This window comes from Pseudoxanthomonas sp. GW2 (genome assembly GCF_000283075.1).
Taxonomy (GTDB): Bacteria; Pseudomonadota; Gammaproteobacteria; order Xanthomonadales; family Xanthomonadaceae; genus Pseudoxanthomonas.
In genome coordinates, this window is the sequence record NZ_ALIP01000140.1 from 43,495 (window position 1) to 63,129 (window position 19,635).

13 protein-coding genes are annotated in these 19,635 nt (G+C 66.2%); 11 read left to right on the top strand and 2 right to left on the bottom strand.

Translation table 11 applies throughout. The features are described from left to right. Positions 1-199: 199 nt before the first annotated feature. Positions 200-1,300, bottom strand: a complete 1,101-nt coding sequence (locus B351_RS0113270) for a Glu/Leu/Phe/Val dehydrogenase (RefSeq protein WP_019399522.1) — start codon at positions 1,298-1,300, stop codon at positions 200-202. Positions 1,301-1,496: 196 nt separating this feature from the next. Here B351_RS0113270 and B351_RS16830 point away from each other — a divergent pair, with 196 nt between their 5' ends. The 6 genes from B351_RS16830 (at position 1,497) to B351_RS17685 (ending at position 9,771) form a co-directional block, all read left to right on the top strand. Then, complete coding sequence (locus tag B351_RS16830; protein ID WP_019399523.1) at positions 1,497-2,123, top strand: TetR/AcrR family transcriptional regulator; 627 nt, start codon at positions 1,497-1,499, stop codon at positions 2,121-2,123. A gap of 14 nt (positions 2,124-2,137) precedes the next feature. Beyond that, complete coding sequence (locus B351_RS0113280) at positions 2,138-3,076, top strand: alpha/beta hydrolase (RefSeq protein WP_050992220.1); 939 nt, start codon at positions 2,138-2,140, stop codon at positions 3,074-3,076. 214 nt (positions 3,077-3,290) lie between these two features. Continuing rightward, a complete protein-coding gene (locus B351_RS0113285; protein ID WP_026010710.1) occupies positions 3,291-3,962 on the top strand; it encodes a hypothetical protein in 672 nt (223 codons plus the stop codon). 432 nt (positions 3,963-4,394) lie between these two features. Then, complete coding sequence (locus B351_RS0113290) at positions 4,395-8,012, top strand: methylmalonyl-CoA mutase family protein (protein WP_019399526.1); 3,618 nt, start codon at positions 4,395-4,397, stop codon at positions 8,010-8,012. Positions 8,013-8,032: 20 nt separating this feature from the next. Then, positions 8,033-9,178 carry an AAA family ATPase gene (locus B351_RS17410; RefSeq protein WP_039731638.1) on the top strand — a complete coding sequence of 382 codons (1,146 nt, stop codon included), beginning with the start codon at positions 8,033-8,035 and terminating at the stop codon, positions 9,176-9,178. 2 nt (positions 9,179-9,180) lie between these two features. Further along, the gene (locus B351_RS17685) at positions 9,181-9,771 is read left to right on the top strand and encodes a hypothetical protein (RefSeq protein WP_156810469.1); all 591 of its coding nucleotides are present in this window, start codon (positions 9,181-9,183) and stop codon (positions 9,769-9,771) included. A gap of 130 nt (positions 9,772-9,901) precedes the next feature. Here the strand turns inward: B351_RS17685 and B351_RS16840 are convergent, their stop codons facing one another. Continuing rightward, positions 9,902-10,453, bottom strand: a complete 552-nt coding sequence (locus B351_RS16840; RefSeq protein ID WP_019399527.1) for a hypothetical protein — start codon at positions 10,451-10,453, stop codon at positions 9,902-9,904. A 582-nt stretch (positions 10,454-11,035) separates the two neighbouring features. On the opposite strand from B351_RS16840, the gene B351_RS0113300 reads away from it, so the two are divergent. The 5 genes from B351_RS0113300 (at position 11,036) to B351_RS0113320 (ending at position 19,447) form a co-directional block, all read left to right on the top strand. Continuing rightward, on the top strand, positions 11,036-11,728 hold the full coding sequence (locus B351_RS0113300; protein ID WP_019399528.1) for a hypothetical protein: 693 nt from the start codon (positions 11,036-11,038) through the stop codon (positions 11,726-11,728). Positions 11,729-12,609: 881 nt separating this feature from the next. After that, the gene (locus tag B351_RS0113305) at positions 12,610-14,697 is read left to right on the top strand and encodes an alpha-L-arabinofuranosidase (protein WP_019399529.1); all 2,088 of its coding nucleotides are present in this window, start codon (positions 12,610-12,612) and stop codon (positions 14,695-14,697) included. A 268-nt stretch (positions 14,698-14,965) separates the two neighbouring features. Continuing rightward, entirely contained in the window at positions 14,966-15,712 is a 747-nt protein-coding gene (locus B351_RS0113310; RefSeq protein WP_019399530.1) for a glycoside hydrolase family 11 protein, read from the top strand. A gap of 60 nt (positions 15,713-15,772) precedes the next feature. Beyond that, on the top strand, positions 15,773-16,228 hold the full coding sequence (locus B351_RS0113315) for a hypothetical protein (protein ID WP_019399531.1): 456 nt from the start codon (positions 15,773-15,775) through the stop codon (positions 16,226-16,228). A gap of 483 nt (positions 16,229-16,711) precedes the next feature. Beyond that, positions 16,712-19,447: a TonB-dependent receptor gene (locus B351_RS0113320; protein WP_019399532.1), complete on the top strand. Its 2,736-nt coding sequence runs from the start codon at positions 16,712-16,714 to the stop codon at positions 19,445-19,447. Positions 19,448-19,635 lie beyond the last annotated feature (188 nt).

Sequence of the window (19,635 nt, forward strand, 5' to 3'; positions counted from 1 at the left end):
CCGCTGCCCGGCAGCCATGCACACAGCCCGGACAAGGCCCACGGCCACACCCGGAAAGGCAGCCGGTCACCCGTAGCAGGCGCATCGACCCTATGCGTACGCAGGCACATATGCCCGCAAGGCCACAGGCCGCACCGGGACCCCGAATCCCGAATCCCGAATCCCGAAAAAAAGGCCCGGAACCCGGGCCTTTTTTTCCTCAGTGCTGCTCGCCGCGCAGATGCCCCATGCGCGGGGCCGAGCGGCCCATCGGCAGCTTGAGCTTGCCGATCGCCGACAGGCGCGCCTCGGCGATGCGGTCGGCGGCGTACTGCGGGCTGATGTTCTCGCGCTCGGACAGGTCGAAGATCTTCGCCACGTTGTGGTAGATGCTGCGGATCAGGCGCATCGCCCGCTCGCGGTTGTAGCCGTCGATCTCCAGCGACACGTTCATCACGCCGCCGGCGTTGACCGCGTAGTCCGGCGCGAACAGGATGCCGCGCCGGTGCAGCTCGTCGCCCACCGCATGGCTGGCCAGCTGGTTGTTGGCCGAGCCGCACACGATCTTCGCCTTGAGCCGCTCGATGGTCTCCATCGTCAGCGCGCCTTCCATCGCGCACGGCGCGAACACGTCGGCGGCCACGTCGTAGATCTCGTCCACGCCGACCGCCTCCACCCCGTACTCGGACACCGCGTACTCCACGCGTGCCGGGTCCAGGTCGGTGACGAACAGCTTGGCCCCGCGCTCGCGCAGCAGCTTCACCAGCTCCATGCCGATATGGCCCAGACCCTGCACCGCGATGCTGGTCTTGCCGATTTCCTCGTGGCCCAGCTTGCGCTGCAGGCTGGCCATCAGCGCCTGCAGGGTTCCGTAGGCGGTGAACGGGGCCGGGTCGCCGGAGCCACCGTGGACCTGGTGCACGCCGGTGACGTACTCGGTCTCCAGGTACACCAGCTCCATGTCGTTGACGTCCGTGCCCACGTCCTCGGCGGTGATGTAGCGCCCGCCCAGCGCATCGACCGCGCGGCCGAAGGCGCGGAACAGGGCCTCGGTCTTGTCGGTCTTCGGGTCGCCCAGGATCACCGCCTTGCCGCCGCCGATGTTCAGGCCGGCCAGCGCGTTCTTGTAGGTCATGGTCCGGCTCAGGCGCAGCACGTCGCGCACCGCGTCGGCCTCGTCGGCGTAGTGGCGCATGCGCACACCGCCCAGGGCCGGGCCCAGCACGGTGCTGTGGATCGCGATGATCGCCTTCAGGCCCACGTCGGGGTTGTTGCAGAAGACCACCTGTTCGTGGCCGGAGGTGGCGAGGGTTTCAAACATGGCGGGCTCCGCGTCGTCGGGTCGCGCGTGGCGGCGGGCCGGCCGGCACCGCCGGGCGCCGGGTCCGGAAACAAAAAAGAAAAAGCGACGTGGCCGGGTGGGGGAGGGCATGCGTCGCGGGTCACATTCTAAACCGGTTCCAACTCCGCTCCCGCGAAGGCTTGTCCGAACGAACGATCGTGCTATTTTGCGTTCCATGAACCTGCCCGCACCTGCCACCGCCAAGGGAGCCCATACCCGCGACATGCTCCTGGGCCGCGCCTGCGAGCTTGCGGCCCGGGTCGGGCTGGAGGGGGTGAGCATCGGCGAGCTGGCCAATGCCGCGGGCATGTCCAAGAGCGGCGTGTTCGCCCACTTCGGCTCGCGCGAGGATCTGGTGCGGCAGACCCTGGAATGGGCCGCTGCCGGCTTCACCGACCAGGTGCTGGTGCCGGCCCTGCGCCGGCCGCGTGGCCTGCCGCGGCTGCAGGCGGTCATCGAAGGCTGGATGGACTGGATCCTGGCCCATCCCGACGGCTGCGTGTTCCTCGGCGCGATCTCCGAGTACGACGGCCGCCCCGGCCCGATGCGCGAATTCGTCACCGAACTGATGGAGCGCTGGCGCGGCGTGGTCGAAACCGCGGTGCGCAAGGCCGTCGAGGAGGGCCACCTGCGCCCTGGCACCGACCCGAAGCTGCTGGCCTTCGAGCTGCACGGCCTGATGTACGGCCTGCACCACGTACGCCTGCACGACCCGCAGGCCCCGGACCTGGCGCGCCGCGCCCTGCACGACCTGTTCGACCGCTACCGGGCCGATGCCGGCCCGGCCACTCCCCCCCGCTGATACGGAGCTGTGCCATGGATGCCGCAAAGCCTTCTTCTTTGCCTCAAAAAAGCACGACCGTTCGCAAATCCGGCGTCCCGCGCCCCCTGCGCTGGGCCTTCCGCGCCGGCAGCTGGCTGGCACCGCGCACCACCGTGCGCCATGCCTCGCGGCTGTTCGCCACGCCGCTGCCCAGCTCGCGCAGCCGCGCCCTGGCCGCCCCCTGCGACGACGCCCGCATCGGCCAGGTGGAAAGCGGCGGCGACGTGCTGACCACCTACACCTGGGGCGATCCGGCGTTGCAGCCCTATGTGCTGTTCGCGCATGGCTGGTCCAGCTTCGGCCTGCGCTGCCGGCCGTGGGTGGAGCCGCTGCGCGCGGCCGGCTACGCCGTGGTCGCCTTCGACCTGCCCGGGCACGGGCGCAACCCGCCATGCCAGACCAACCTGCCGGCCTGCGCCGCGGCGCTGGCCGACGTGGCCCGCCAGCACGGCCCGGCCGCTGCCCTTGTCGCGCACTCGATGGGCGGCGCGGCGGCGGTGCTGGCGCTGCGCGAAGGCGTGCGCGCCGGCCGGGTGGTGCTGCTGGCGCCGGCGGCGGACATGCGTGAGGCCGGCCACCGCTTCGGACGCACAATCGGCCTGAGTCCGCCGCTGGTGGCGCGCATGTTCGAGCGCTTCGAACGCCAGATCGGCATTGCCGTGGACCAGCTGGCCGCGCACCTGCACCTGCCCGCGCTGGGCGTGCCGGCGCTGGTCGTGCACGACGTGGAGGACGAGGACGTGCCGTGGGAGGAGGGCGAACGCTACGCCCGCCTGTGGCCGGGCGCGCGCCTGCTGAGCACCCGCGGCCTGGGCCACCACCGCATCGCCTCCGAACCGCAGGTGGTGGAGGCGGCGCTGCGCTTCCTGCGCGGCGAGGCGGTGGGCGAGCGGGTGGTGTCCTCGCCCAACCTGCCGTTCGGGCTCGCCTGAAACCATGTTTGACTTTATGTGAACCGCATCGCAGATTGCGCGCCGCACGGGGGGATCCGTCGGCGCGCCTGCGCGCCCAGCAACTGCCCGACCACACGCCGGCGCCGCCGGCGTGGTGGTCGCGCGCGGCTTTCCCCGGCCCGCCAGGGAATTGGCGGCCTGGTCCCCCTTCCGCACGGATGCGGGGATCGTCCACACCACAGGGGGGAAGCCCATGAACCGTCATGCAGTCGTCCTCGCCGCGCTGTTGCTGGCCGGCGCCACCCAGCCCGCGCACGCCCAGGCCGTGTCCCAGGCGTGGAAGCAGTACCGCGAAGGCCGCACCACCCAGGCGCCGCCGCCGCCGTCCGAGCCGGAGCTTCCGGCGGCGATGAGCCACCAGCAGGCCCAGTACTACCGCCCGGTGCAGCGCGACGGCAGCGGCTTCTTCGTTGGCGCCCAGCTCGGCAAGGGCTGGATCTACGAGGAGATCGACCAGGACGCGGTTTCGTTCAACGCCGGCTACCGCTGGCAGGCGGGTCCGGTCGCGCTGCTGGGCATCGAGGTGGGCGCCAGCCGCCTGGCCGACACCCGCTGGCAGGGGATCCATTTCGATGAGGTGAAGTTCCGCAGCATCGGCTTCAATGGCCGCTTCAACTTCGGCCGCCACAACCCGTGGTACGGCATCGTCCGTGCCGGCTACTGGGCCGCCGACGTGGGCGAGGGCGAGTGGGCCGGGGAAGTGGATGGCGGCTACGCCGGCATCGGCGTCGGCGTGGACCTGGGCCGCAACGCCAACCTCAACCTGCTCTACACCAGCTACGTCTACGCCAGCTCCTACTACTGGGCCGACTACGAGTTCAACCGCGCCGACACCGTGACCGTCGGCATCGAAGCGCGGTTCTGATCGCGATCACTGGCGGCATATAGCCCGGGCAGGCGGAACGCACCGCGCCGCTACAGTGCCGGGGCGATGGCGGGGCCCGACGCGTCGCCAACGCGCTGCGGCGGAGTCCCGGATGCGGCCTTCCTTATCCGGGCTAGGCGTAGGCGTCGCATTTCAATGGCCGGGGCCGCGAGGGCGGCCCCGATGCCATCGCACATCGATGGCGCAGGGCGCGGCCCGCCGCTGCTGCCGGGGAACCGCCGCCGGACGGCGTTGGCGGACGACTTCGCGTGCATGGCGGGATCCCCGGGTGCCACCCGGCCTTCCGGGCGCCGCCGCGATGCAGGGCGTCGCCATCGCACCTGCGCGAAAGTCACGCTGCACCGCGCCAATCCGTTTCGGATGCAAGCACTAGAATCGGGTCGAATCCCGACTTTCCGGTGACGCATACGCATGAGCACGCCCGCCAGCCATCTCCAGGGCGCACGCCCCGAAGCCCACGCCGACACCACGCCGCTGCGCTTCGTGACCGCGGCCAGCCTGTTCGACGGCCACGACGCGGCGATCAACATCATGCGCCGGCTGATCCAGGCCCAGGGCGCTGAAGTGATCCACCTCGGCCACAACCGCAGCGTCGAGGACGTGGTCCGCGCCGCGCTGCAGGAAGACGCCGACGCCATCGCCCTGTCCAGCTACCAGGGCGGCCACGTCGAGTACTTCAAGTACATGGTGGACATGCTGCGCGAGAAGGGCGCCTCGCACATCCGCGTGTTCGGCGGCGGCGGCGGCACCATCACCCCCGAGGAAATCCGCGAGCTTGAGGCCTACGGCGTCGAGCGCATCTACCACCCAAACGACGGAATGAAGATGGGGCTGGTGGAAATGATCGGGGATGTGGTTGCGCGCGCCAAGCGCGCGCGTGATTCGTCATTGGTGGCTGGTGATCCGCAAGGGCACGACGCGGCCGACGAGTTTGCGATCGCCCGCATGCTCTCGAGGATCGAGGACGGCGCCTTCTCCGAATCCGAGCTGGCCCTGATGCGCCGCGGTTGGGCTTCTGGCCCCAACGAATCACGAACCACGAATCACCAGTCACGCCCGACCACGCCAGTGGTCGGCATCACCGGCACCGGCGGCGCCGGCAAGTCCTCGGTCACCGACGAGCTGCTCAACCGCTTCCTGGCCTGCTTCCCGCAGATGCGCATCGCGGTGCTGTCGGTGGACCCGACCCGCCGGCGCACGGGCGGGGCGCTGCTGGGCGACCGCATCCGCATGAACTCGCTGCGCAGCCACCGCGTGTACATGCGCTCGATGGCCACCCGCCGCCAGCACAGCGCCACCAACACCGTGCTGCGCGACTGCATCGGCTACCTGCGCTCGCTGGATTTCGACCTGGTGATCGTGGAGACCGCCGGCATCGGCCAGTCCGACTCGGAGATCGTCGACCTGGTCGACTTCCCGGTGTACGTGATGACCTCCGACTACGGCGCCGCCAGCCAGCTGGAGAAGATCGACATGCTCGACTTCGCCGAACTGGTGGTGCTGAACAAGTACGACCGCCGCGGCGCCGAGGACGCCCTGCGCGACGTGCGCAAGCAGTGGAAGCGCAACCGCAACGCCTTCCAGGTGCCGGACGAGGAGATCCCGGTCTACCCGACCATCGCCAGCCAGTTCAACGATCCCGGCGTGAGCTGGATGTTCGCCAACCTCTGTCGCCTGCTGCGTGGAAAACTGGACTCCGCCCTTGGTTCTGCTGTCGGCTCCCCCCGCTGCGACTTCAACCCCAGCATCGACACCTCGCTGAAGGAACCGCGGGCCACCGTGCTGATCCCCGGCAACCGCGTGCGCTACCTGGCCGAGATCGCCGAGCAGGGCAGGGCGATCAACCGCCGCATCGAAAGCGAGGCCGAGACCGCCGCCCGCGCCCAGCACTACTGGGAAGCCCTGCGCGAGCTGGGCGACCCGCTGCTGCCCGAGCCGCTGGCGCTCTACGACGGCGCCGCCCTGCAACCCCCGTCCTCCGGGGAGGCTGTCGAAGCCGACCGCAGCCTGCTCACCCTGCGCCAGCGCTACAACGACGCCATCCAGTCGCTTTCCAGCGACTCCCAGCGCCTGCTGCGCGAATGGCCGCAGCGGCTGAAGTCGATCACCGACGAGGTCAACGAGTACCAGGTCCGCGGCAGGACCATCCGGGTCGAGAACTACCGTGAGTCCCTCAGCCACCAGAAGATCCCGAAGATCGCCGCGCCGCGCTTCAGGTCCTGGGGCGAGCTGCTGACCTTTCTCGGCAAGGAGAACCTGCCCGGCAGCTACCCGTACACCGGCGGCGTCTACCCGTACCGCCGCACCGGCGAGGATCCGATCCGCATGTTCGCCGGCGAGGGCACGCCCGAGCGCACCAACCGCCGCTTCCACTACCTGTCCGCCGGGCAGCCGGCCGCGCGCCTGTCCACCGCGTTCGACTCGGTGACCCTGTACGGCGAGGACCCGGCGCCGCGCCCGGACATCTACGGCAAGATCGGCAACTCCGGCGTCAACGTGCCCACGCTGGACGACATGAAGAAGCTGTACTCCGGCTTCGACCTGTGCGCGCCGAACACCAGCGTGTCCATGACCATCAACGGCCCGGCGCCGATCATCCTGGCGATGTTCATGAACACCGCCATCGACCAGCAGGTGGAGAAGTACCTCAAGGCCGACCCGGACCGCTGGGCCGAGGCGCAGCGGAAGATGGACGCCTTCTTCGAAGGCCGCCAGCGCCCGCGCTACCACGGCGACCTGCCGCCGGGGAACGACGGCCTCGGCCTGGGTCTGCTGGGCGTCACCGGGGACCAGCTGGTGGACCGCGAGACCTACGAGAAGATCAAGGCGCAGACCCTGCGCACCGTGCGCGGCACCGTGCAGGCCGACATCCTCAAGGAAGACCAGGCCCAGAACACCTGCATTTTCAGCACCGAGTTCGCCCTGCGCATGATGGGCGACATCCAGCAGTACTTCGTCGAGCACCAGGTCCGCAACTTCTACTCGGTCTCCATCTCCGGCTACCACATCGCCGAGGCCGGGGCGAATCCGATCAGCCAGCTCGCCTTCACCCTCAGCAACGGCTTCACCATCGTCGAGTACTACCTTGCCCGGGGCATGCACATCGACGACTTCGCGCCCAACCTGAGCTTCTTCTTCAGCAACGGCATGGACCCGGAGTACACCGTCATCGGCCGCGTCGCCCGCCGCATCTGGGCCCGCGCCATGCGCGAGCGCTACGGCGCCAACGAGCGCAGCCAGATGATGAAGTACCACATCCAGACCTCCGGCCGTTCCCTGCACGCGCAGGAGATCCAGTTCAACGACATCCGCACCACGCTGCAGGCCCTGTACGCCCTGTTCGACAACTGCAACAGCCTGCACACCAACGCCTACGACGAGGCCATCACCACGCCGACCGAAGAGAGCGTGCGCCGCGCCGTGGCCATCCAGATGATCATCAACAAGGAGCTGGGCCTGAACTTCATCGAGAACCCCTGGCAGGGGAGCTTCGCGGTGGAGTACCTGACCGACCTGGTGGAGGAGGCGGTCTACAGGGAGTTCGAGGCCATCAGCGAGCGCGGTGGCGTGCTCGGCGCCATGGACACCATGTACCAGCGCGGCAAGATCCAGGAAGAGAGCCTGTACTACGAGCACCGCAAGCACGACGGCAGCCTGCCCCTGGTCGGCGTCAACACCTTCCTGCCCAAGGAACACGCTGGCGAGGTGGCCACCGAGATCGAGCTGATCCGCTCCACCGAGGCCGAGAAGGCCCAGCAGATCGCCAACGTCCGTGCCTGGCAGGCCAACCGCAACCGCCTGGCCCCGGAAGGGGAGACGGTCACCGGCCACATCCCCGGCGCCGACGAGTCAGGCAGCGAGCTGGCCGAAGTGGTGCACGACGGCCATGGGCTGGCGTATCTTCAAGACACGGCGCGCAGGCGGGGGAACGTCTTTGCGGCGCTGGTCGAAGCGGTCAAGACGCACAGTCTGGGGCAGATCAGCCATGCGCTGTATGACGTGGGCGGGGAGTATCGAAGGAATATGTAAGGGCACATACGAGGCGCTCGATGTACATCTCACGATTTCGGTTGAGAAACTGGAAGAACTTTCAAACGGTCGACACTCCGCTGGGTGAGCGTGCCTTCGTTATTGGGCCGAACGCTTCCGGCAAGTCAAATTTCCTTGATGCGCTTCGTTTTCTGAGAGATGTGGCTCGCGACGGCCTGCGCAAAGCGGTCGATGAACAAAGGGGTGGGATTTCTGCCATCCGTTGCTTGGCTGCTCGGCGACATAGCCAGATAGAAGTCTTGGTGGAAATTCGCGAGAGCGGGGTTGTTTCGGGGCCTCCGGCTTGGGAATACGAGCTGGTTTTAAACCAGGATAACAACAAACGCTCCCAAATTATCTCCGAAGTTGTTCGTAAAGACGGAAAGTCTGTGCTGGAACGTCCAGACGAGTACGATGCGGTTGATCCGCAGAGAAGGTCCCAGACAGCGCTAGAGCAGATATCTCTCAACAAGAACTTCCGAGAGGTTGCGGAGTTCTTCGACAGTATTTCCTATCAGCATCTCGTGCCTCAGGTTGTTCGGGATCCGCGAGGATTTACTTCCGGAGTCGTTTCGAATGACCCTTTCGGAAGGGACTTTCTTTTAAGAATATTGCAGACCCGGGCGCCGATTAGGAAATCTAGACTCGACAAGATTCGTAAGGCTCTCTCGGTTGCTGTTCCTCAGTTGGTTGAGCTGGATGCTCAGATGGATGAATCGGGAGTTCCTCACCTGTGGGGGGCGTACGAACATTGGCGTCCAAACGCAGCTAAGCAGAACGAAAGTCAGTTTTCAGACGGCACGTTGCGGCTTCTCGGATTGCTTTGGTCAATGTTCGAAGGGTCAGGCCCCCTCTTGCTTGAGGAGCCAGAAATATCGTTGCATCCGGATGTGGTTCGCCAGATTCCCCGGCTCTTCTCCAGAATTCAACGAGAAAGAAAGGTGTCTCGTCAATTGATCGTTTCCACTCATTCTGATGACCTTCTTTCAGATCCTTCGATATCTTTGGAGGAGATCATTTTGCTCGTACCGTCGCCTGAGGGGACGGAGATTGTTCGGCCCGAAAGCGCCGACTTCGCTGCCGTCAGATCGGGCATTAGCCCGGCGGAGGTAATGCTGCCAAAGGCGGCCCCTAAGTCGGTCGAACAGCTTACGTTGGCATTCTAATTATGGCCGTCGAAATTCTGGTCGAGGGCATCACCGATGAATACTTCGTTAGAGAGTGTTATCGGAGACTCGGAATTGAAGTGGGTACTGTGTTTGGCAAGCGTGGGGTCGGCTATGTTGTAAGTCGGGCGGAGGGATTTGCCGTTAGGGGCCAATATTCACCGATCTTGATCCTCGCTGATTTTATGGATGTTGACGGGGCGTGTCCGCCAGTTGCGAGAAGGGAGCTGGTGGCAAACGACTACCCGTTGACTTTGGTTCGTCTTGCTGTCAACGAGATTGAATCTTGGCTATTGGCCTCGCGGCGCGAGTTGGCCCGCTATCTTGGTGTCTCGCTTGATCGAGTTCCCGAGGTTCCGGATGATGTTGTCGATCCTAAGCGAGAGCTGGTGAACATAGCTCGAGATAGCCGTAAGCCGCGCATCCGGGAGATATTTGTTCCTAAGGAAGGGTGCTCGTCCGTGGTTGGGATTGGCTATGTCGATGGTTTCCAAGAGTTCTTGACCACCCATTGGAGCCTCGAGTCTGCGGTTGAAAACTCACCGAGCTTTCGGAAGTTCGTAGACCGATCGCGCGAATTGTTCCTTGGTTGAAGTGTAAATCATTGGGGGTTGGATTAGCTATTTGGCGCCAGGTAGCCTTCATCTATTCAGTAAACAGTGTCTGCTCAGTTTTTTGGGTGGCGGCGACAGTAAAAGGGGCAGCAAAAGGGGGGGGAGGGAATTATGACCCCGAGCTAAGGGGCGCGAGGGACAGAGGGAACTCGCTGCCCGCCGCGCTCCCGTTCGGCCGCCGAAGCGGCGGCCGAACATGCGATCGCAGCCTCGCAGGTCGATTCAGCGCTTTCTCCACCATGGCCTGGAAACAGGGCTCGCCAAGCGCACGCCCCTGTGCCATGTAGGCCCGGATTCGGGCAATTTCTTCCGGGTCGAGCGGGGCGTTGAGCCAGCGGTGCGACGCCGCTGCACGGCCGTCAGGGTCCGCAACCAGGGCGAGGTAGACCGGATGGGGGGACAGGAGAGGATCCTGTGCCGTGCCCAGGTGGGTGTGGGCACTGGACCACCTGTAGTGGTCAGGGCGTTCCACCATGGCCGCCCGCACCGGATTCAGCCCGATGTAGCGGGTCACGCGCAGCGCGTAGGCGTCTGAATCCACCAGACTGGAATTGAAGCCGCCCTGCCAGAGCGTGCCGCAGCGCCCGCGCCGCAGGTTGAAGGCCTGCACATAGGACTTGCCCGCGCGGCGGAGCGCCTGGAAGATCACGCCGCGCTGCACGGCTGAGAGCAGCAGTGGACATGATTGCCCACGAGGACAAAGGCATGGACGCAGACCCCATGCCGGCGGCACGCCTCGCGTCGCGAAGCACACGGCGGTAGTGGTGCCGGTCCTCGTCGTCGGGGAAGATGGCACAGCGGTTCGCGCCGCACTGGGTGACGTGTAGCGGGACGCCGGGCAGTTCGAGTCTGAGCCGACGAGGCAACGCGGTCGACCCCCTCCTTCCCCTTGGTCCGGTTCGGTTTGGTACCGTCTTCAGCAAAGGCTGGCTGGCGGACTCGCATCTTCTTCAAGCGTAGAGGTACCTGGAGACTGCTGTGACGCGGAGTGAGGAAACTAGTGCACCAAGTGCGGGGGACGAGGCTTCATCGGTTAGCCGAGAGGCAGAAGAACAGTGGCGGGCATGGAAGGCCTTCTCCCTTTAAGCCTATGCCCGCTACCTTGACATCATCGAGTCGATCCGGTGGCGGCATCCTGGGCTGACCAGTTATGACATCGTAGACCGAATCGACGCGACCAAGGGCACTTGTGCGTGGCACTGGGGTGCAGCGAGTGAAGTGCGCGAGAGCATCAATTCGCTCAATGCTTGGGGAGTGCGTCTCCACGAAATGGCAGGCATGGAACCATGTTGTCTCAAGCTATGACGACGAGGAGAAGCAGTGGGAAATCCTCCACCATTTCTTGGAGCCGGTTGCCTACTACTGCATGCTCCAGCCCAGTGGCTTTGCCGACCGTTTAGCGCTGACGACTGAAAACCTTCTCCATCAAGCGAATCAGCGGGTATTTCCGGAAGAGCCCGATCAGCTCGCACAGGATGCGCAGCCTGATATGCCCCTTCGGCGATCTGACCGGCGCCGACAATTGGGCGCATTGGGGGTGCGTTGGTCGAAGTTCCCGCCTTTCCAGCAAGCCTTGGCTGTGCTTGACGGTGACGAATACCGTCGGCTCACGTGCAACTACCGGAACCTCTCGGCCCATTCCTTCTCTCCGCGCTTCATGCTGGGTGATGTGCGTCGCGCGATCCGCTCGATCGTGCCGCGCTGGGATATGGTCCGCCAGAATGACGGCAGCTACATCTACACAGAACATGTGACGGAGAAGGTGGTCGCCTACGCGATGGGAAGCCAGCAGCCCCTCGCGCTCGAAGAAAGCTATGAGGCGAACTTGGCCGAGTACCAGCGAGCGAGGGATGCAATCAACTATTTCATCTCGTTGGCGGAGGAACTGTGCGACCGGATTGACCAGATAGACGTAGGAGGGGGTGGTGTGGAATGACCCCGGCTACACGGCCCAAACGGTTGTGGGAATAGGGCTCAGAGTGCGAAGAGAGGGATCAGGTTCACTTTCCGGCACTGAGCGCGGCCGGTCACGAGGGCGACGTCCAGGCTTTTCCGCCGTCGCTTCGAGCTGTCGCCCGACTCGATTGTTGGCGAAGGCTTTGTTTTGGTCCTCCCGCTGATGAGTAGTGAAGAAGCAGGCAACGGGTTATGTCACTTTTGGGTTCGCCCGCGGCAGTATGTAAACGCTACGGGCACAAAGGTGATCAGGTTCATTCCTCCGGCGCTGGGAGTGACCGATCGCAGCGCTTTATCTCCAGGCTTCTCCGGTCAGCGCTTCGATCTGTCTCCGGAATCAATCGTTGCCGAAGGCTTTGTTCCGGCGGTTGTGATCGCGTAGTCCGGCTCTCTCACCTGGTCGAGTGCCCGGCGAAACCGTGCGCGTTAGGCGGTCTTCCGACCAGATCGCCAGCAAGGGTCAGATGGTGGGGGCGGGGTGATCCCGGAGTCGTGTGCGCCAAGGGCGTTTCGCCGGTAGCTGGACCAGGTATGACCTGCCCCCGCAGGCCGTACTGGTGATTACTGCTAAAGCTCAAGGTTGAAGGCTACTGGGTTGCTGGCTTGCTGGTGCGCGGTAGTTGGCGCCGAACTGGGCCGGCCGGATCTGTCGTCGGGCCGGCAAGAAGCGGGCCGCGGTGCGTCCGTGCCATGTCGGGATTGGCATGTTTCCGTGCGTTATTCGCATTGCTGTGGCCGGGCAGCGGCCGCACGGCCGTGGCTATCCTATGCCGGCGCGGGGCGATGCCCCTGGCCGCGGCACGGCGGCAGCTGGCGCCGTGCCCGCAGCAACCCGAACGGACCATGGGGAGGTGAGGACTGATGGAGCATCAACACAAGGTGGACCTGATGCGGCGCAACCTGTTGCTGGGCTCGGCGGCGCTGGGCGTGGCGGCGTGGCTTCCGCCGGTGTTCGCGGCCTCCGGTGGCATCCGGGCCACGATCGATACCGGGGCCACGCGTCCGCCTATCCCGCCGATGATCTACGGCGGTTTCATCGAGCACATCGGCAACCTGATCAACCACAGCCTGTGGAGCGAGACGCTTGACGACCGCAAGTTCTATTACGGCGTCCTGGCCGAGCGTGCCCGCAAGCCGGATGATCGCCGCGGCGCGATGGGCTTCATGGAGAAGTGGGTGGCCATCGGGCCGGTCTCCGCGATCACGCTGGATACCGAACGGGCCTGGGTGGGCGAGCACAGCCCGGTCGTCACCGTCGACGGTTCGCAGGAGCGGGGGATGGTGCAGCACGGCCTGGCCCTGAAATCCGGTACGCCTTACGACGGCCGCATCGTCCTGTGGGCCGACCCGGGGGTGACGGTCACCGTCAGGCTGGTCAGGGGAGATGGCGGCAAGACGCTTTCCACCCGGGTGCGGGCGTCGTCGCAGTGGCAGACCCAACGCTTCCGTTTCGAGCCTGGCGCGGACACCACCGACGCGCGCCTGGAGATCGTTGGCCAGGGCCGTGGCCGCTTCGGCGTGGGGGCGGTTTCGCTGATGCCGGCGGACAACGTGCGCGGGTTCCGCGCCGACACCGTGGCCCTGATGAAACAGATGAACTGCCACATCCTGCGTATGCCGGGCGGCAACTTCATCTCCGCGTACGACTGGGAGAACACCATTGGCGACCCCGACAGGCGCCCGCCCATCCTGGATCCGGTGTGGAACGCCGTACAGCCCAACGACGTAGGTGTGGACGAGCTGCTGCAGCTGTGCGAGCTGATCGGGTGCGAGCCGTTCTGGTGCGTGAACACCGGCTTCGGCGATCCGCGCTCCGGCGCCCAGCTGGTCGAGTACGTCAACGGCAGCGCCGACACCGAGTGGGGCGCGAAGCGGGCGGCCAATGGTCGCGCCGAGCCTTATCGCGTGAAGTACTGGGCGGTGGGCAACGAGATGTACGGCCACTGGCAGTACGGGCACATGGCCCGTGACCAGTACACGGTCAAGCACAACATGTTCGTGGACGCCATGCGCAAGGTGGACCCGGACATCTACATCGTGGCCCCCGGTGGTTTCGTCGACGAGATGACCACCGGCCAGGGCATCTTCATCGAAGGCCAGCCGCAGGTGCATGTCGGCTCCGACCGCGACTGGGCCTACGGCATGTTCAAGGACAGCTGGGGCAGGTTCGACGCACTGGGCACCCACGCCTATCCGCCGGCTGGCAAGCGCTTCGACCTGGCCACCGGCAAGCTGGTGGATGTGACCCAGACGCTCAACGAGTGGGTGCACCAGATGCCCGACCGCATCCGCACCATGGTGGACGCCTGGGAGCAGTACAAGAAGCACTTCCCGGAACTGGAGAAGGGCAGCGTCAAGGTGTTCTTCGACGAATGGGCCTTCCACTTCGAGGACGACCTCAAGGGAGCCCTGGCGATTGCCGCCGCGTTCCACGAGTTCTTCCGCCACACCGACTTCATCGCGATGGCCGGCTACACCATGGCCACCGCGTGGATGAACTTCGACCGCACGCGCTCGCAGATCAGCATCAAGGGGCGGATGTTCCAGTTCTACCAGGAGCGCTTTGGCACCGTGCCGGTGGTGGTCAACGGCAATTCGCCCACGCCCGCGCCGAAGTACCCGGTCGGCGGTGACCAGCCCAGCGTCAATACCGGCGGCGACACGTATCCGCTGGACGTGTCCGCGGCGCTGACCGCCGATGGCCGGACCCTGGCCGTGGCCGTGGTCAACGGCACCGAAGCGCCGCACAGCTTCTCGCTCGCGCTGCAGGGCTTCAGGCCCAAGGCGGCGGGGCGCTGCTGGAAGTTCAGCGGCCCCGGCCCGGACGCGAAGAACCCGCTCGGGGAGCCGGAGCAAGTCGGTGCCAGGGAGTCCACGTTCGACGCCTCGGCCGGGTTGCTGACCATCGCCCCGGCAAGCGTGGAGATCTATCACTTCGAGCGGGCCTGACCGCGGCAGGGCGTGTCCGGCTGGTTAGCCGGGCACGCGCCGCGTGGAAAGCATCAACCCCAAGAAGCACGTCCCGCCGCGCATTGCCCCGCATTTCCCCATGACACCTGCACTTGGCTAAACGGCACGGGCAGGCCATGCTGCCCCCTCGTCCCATGTCTACCGGTATCTCATGACCCGTCGATTCACTCAGGCTGTCCTGACTTCCGCCCTGATCCTGGGCCTCGCCGGCTGCGATTCTTCCTCTGCGCCCGATGCTGCCGCCGAGGTGGCTCAGCCGCAGGCCGGGCAGGCCGCCGCCGGGCAGGCCAAGCCGCCGATCTCCAAGTTCAAGGCCTACACCCGGCGTTTCGAGGGCGAGGCCCTGCTCACCCAGAGCCATGCCACCGGCCACGTCGGCGACCTGTTCTTCACCCACTGGAAGGACGGCGGCGAAGCCTCGTTCAAGCTGGACGAGCAGGGCAACTTCAGGATCGACTGGGTGGGCGGCGACTACAACTACGTCGGCGGCCCGGGCTGGGAGCGCGGCGACCGCAACCGCGTGATCGGCTACCACCTCAACGAGGACTCCGGCGCCAGCTACGTCACCCTGTATGGCTGGGGCTACAACAAGGACATGGACCCGAGCGATCCGGCCCACCTGGTGGAGTACTACGTGGTCCAGCGCGGCGTCCGCACGCCGGGGCAGGGGGGCGAGGAGGGCGTGAGCTTCACCAGCAATGGCGTGGAATACCCCACCATCCGCACCGTGCGCCGCGAGAAGCCCTCGATCAACAACACCGCCACGTTCTACCAGTACTGGAGCAAGCCCAAGGAGCAGCTGCCGCTGGGCCAGGACCACAAGATCATCTTCGCCGACCACGTCGCCGCCTGGGAGCGCAATGGCTGGAAGCTGCCGGACATGGACAACTTCGACGCCAGCGACGATCCCACGTACCAGGTCTTCGCGGTGGAGGTCTTCATGGTGGAGAAGGGCGGCACCGTGTCGGGGCGGGTGTGGGAGGAGGCTCCGTAAGGAAGGAGTGCCCGATCCGGCCAGGCTGCGAAAGCAGGGGCCGGATCGGGGACAAGGGCGTTGTCGCAGGGGGAGATGATGCGGGGAACGGGACTGGCGCCTTGGCTGGCGCTTGCACTGTCGCTGCTGGCCGCGGTGTGCGCGCAGGCGCAGACCGTGCGTGCGCAGGGGCCTCGCGGGGAATACAGGCCGCCGGCGTACGTGCCGCGGCAGCCACCCAACGTGATGGCGCGTGATACGACGCCCATGAACTGCGAGCAGTTCCGGAGCCACCCACATCCGCGCATGGTGGCCTTCTGCGAGGGGATCGAGCGCTCGCTGGTGCAGATGGACGCAAGGCTCCAGGGGCGGCCGGCGCCTTCGGGCAGCGTGATCGAACTGCCGCCGCTGGGGAGCGCCGAGGCCCGCCAGCTCGGGTATGCCTGCGTTGGCGGGCAGGCCATGCGCCGGCTGGAGGATGGCTGGGAGCAGGTCATGGCCCGGGACAGGGGCTGGCAGCGCTGCCGGGGCGGGTGAGCCGGCGGGCGGTGTCGCCCAGGCCAGGGCAGCCAGGCGTGGCGGGTGCGTTGCTCACGAGTGCGCTTCGCCTACCCGGGCTGCGAAGGTCGGATCCGGCGGCAATGTCGCGCCGCGTGGCGACGCGTCGGGCGCCGCCAGCGTGCTGGGCACTGTAGCGGCGCGGCGCGCTTCGCCTGCCCTGACTACGCGGAAGCGGTTTGCGAACGCGGGCAGTGCCCGGCGCTTGCCTGCGTCGATGTGCGGCGGCATCGCGCTGGCATGTCATGGCGGGAATGTCCAGCGCTGTCTTTTCCGCGGGCACCGCAGGAAGGGCAAAAAACGCCTGCGCGGGGCCATGAATACGTATGCACAAGGCTTCCGCAAGTGTGACCGGCCACTACCATTGCCGCACGCTCCGGGCAGGTCCCGGGCGCTTAAAGGACCGGGCGATCGCAAGGCGACGTACCCGGCCATCGCACACCACTTCCTTGGAGAGGGGACATGCATCACAAGCGCAACATGCTTAGCGCGGCGCTGGCGTCTGCCATCGCGCTGAGCGCGGCCGGCGTGAACGCCCAGGACAACAGCGGCGACGCCACCAACCTCGATACGGTCACCGTCACCGGCATCCGTCGCGGCATCGAGAGCGCGATCTCGGTCAAGCGCGACTCCACCTCCATCGTCGAGGCGGTCTCGGCCGAGGACATCGGCAAGCTGCCGGACGTGAGCATCGCCGAGTCGATCGCGCGCCTGCCGGGCCTGGCGGCGCAGCGCGTCGCCGGTCGCGCCCAGGTCATCAGCGTGCGCGGCCTGTCCCCGGACTTCGCCACCACCCTGCTCAACGGCCGCGAGCTGGTCAGCACCGGCGACAACCGCAGCGTCGAGTTCGACCAGTACCCGTCCGAGCTGATCAACGGCGTCACCGTCTACAAGACCCCGGACTCCGGCCTGATCGGCCAGGGCCTGTCGGGCACCATCGACATGCAGACCGTGCGTCCGCTGAGCTACGGCGACCGCGTGATCTCGGTCAGCGGCCGCTACCAGAAGAACTCGCTGGGCGAAGCCGCCGGCGTGGACCCGTACGGCAACCGCTTCAACGTCAGCTTCGTGGACAAGTTCGCCGACGGCACCCTGGGCATCGCCCTGGGCTACTCGCACTCGGACATGGCCAAGCAGGAGAACCAGGTCGGCCTGTACGAGCCGTGGCAGCAGATCGGTGACGGCTGGCGCCCGGGCGTGGATCCGGGTACCTGGTACTCGGACGGCATCAAGGCCCTGCGCCGTACCGGCAACGCCAAGCGCGACGGCCTGATGGCGACCATCCAGTACCGTCCGAACAACACCTGGACCAGCACCCTCGACGCGTTCTACACCGACGCGGAGGAGTACGACACCGCCAACCAGCTGGAAATCCACCTGGGCGACTACAACGGTGGCTATGACCGCCTGGACGTGGACGACGTGCGCGTCAACGGCAATGGCAGCTTCGTCGGCGGCGTGGCGCGCAACGTCTACCCGCTGGTGCGCGGCATGTACAACCACCGCGAGGACAACATCAAGGCCTTCGGCTGGAAGAACGAGATCACGCTGGAAAGCGTGCGCATCGAGGCCGACGTGAGCTGGTCCAAGGCCGAGCGCGACGAGACCAACCTGGAGAACAACCTGCAGCGCCTGCCGGCCCCGCAGCTTGACTCGGTGGCGCTGGACTTCTCCGGCAACGGCTTCCCGCAGCTGACCCCGGGCATGGACTACTCCGACCCGTCCCAGCTGTACCTGACCAACACCATCTACGGCTCCGGCTACGGCAAGGTCCCGCACGTGGACGACGAGCTGCGCAGCTTCCGCCTGACCGCCAACTTCAACGCGCCGGAGAGCATGGGCAACTGGCTGTCGGACTTCGACATCGGTGCCAACTTCGCCGACCGCCGCAAGCGCAAGACCCAGGCCGAGGGCAACATCAACCTCGGTGCGCAGGGCGAGACCAGCATCGCCGCCGACCTGCAGTACGCCCCGGTCAACCTGGGCTTCGCCGGCGCCGGCCTGATCCCGGCCTGGAACGTGCCGGCCGCCGTGGCCCGCTACATGGAGTTCAACCCGACCACCGCCGAGTCCTACCTGGTGCCCAAGCAGTGGGCGGTCGAGGAAGAGATCACCACCACCTGGTTCCGCGCCAACATCAACGCGATGATCGGCGAGATCCCGGTGCGCGGTAACGTCGGCATCCAGGCCCAGCACGTCGACCAGTTCTCCAGCTCCAACTACTGGGACGAGAGCCAGCCGGTCGGCAGCCAGGTGATCCCGATCGCCGACGGCAAGAGCTACACCGACTTCCTGCCGAGCCTGAACCTGTCCTTCGAGCTGCCGGCGGAGAACACCCTGCGCTTCGCCATGGCCCGCCAGGTCGCGCGTCCGCGCGTCGACCAGCTGCGCGCCTCGATGGAGTTCGGCGTGGACACCAGCACCGGCCGTCCGGGCGCCAGCGGCGGCAACCCGAACCTGGATCCGTGGGTGGCCAACGCCATCGACCTGTCCTGGGAGAAGTACTTCGGCAACCGCGCCTACGTGGCCGCCGCGGTGTTCTACAAGGACCTGCGCAGCTACATCTACACCCAGACCCGCGACGGCTACGACTTCACCAACCAGGTCGAGCAGTGGCTGGCGGTCAACGGTGACACCATCGACATCCCGGTGCAGAACACCGGCAACTACAGCGCGCCGTTCAACGGCCAGGGTGGCAGCCTGCGTGGTGCCGAGCTGACCGCGTCGCTGCCGCTGGACCTGTTCTCCGACGCCCTGCGCGGCTTCGGCGTGGTGGCCAGCGCCAGCTACAACGACAGCGACATCCAGATCCTGGATCCGGAAAGCGCCAGCAGCGTGGGCAGTGATCCGATCATGCTGCCGGGCCTGTCCAAGCGCGTGTACAACTTCACCGCGTACTACGAGAACAACGGCTTCGAGATCCGCGTCAACCAGCGCAAGCGTTCGGACTTCATCGGCGAGATCGGCAACTTCGACGGCGTCCGCACCCTGCGCTACGTCAAGGGCGAGGACGTGATCGACGCCCAGGTGGCCTACAGCTTCGCCCAGGGCAGTTCGCTGCAGGGCCTGAGCCTGTACCTGCAGGGCAGCAACCTGAACAACTCGCGCTACCACACCTACGCCGGCACCAAGGACCGTCCGCTGGAGACGATCGAGTGGGGCCGCACCTGGCTGGTGGGCGCGAGCTACAAGTTCTAAGCGCGAACGGACACCTCCCTGTAGTACCTTGGCCCGCCCTCACCGGTGGGCCATTTTTTTGCCGTCCGGCGGCGCCCGCCTTGCCGCGGGGATGGGCCGGAGGTCATGCCAACTTCCCGCATGGGCAGCCGCGCGGGCAGGGTGGTATCCAGTCGTTTTCACCACGCACGGAGAGCCCCATGGAAACC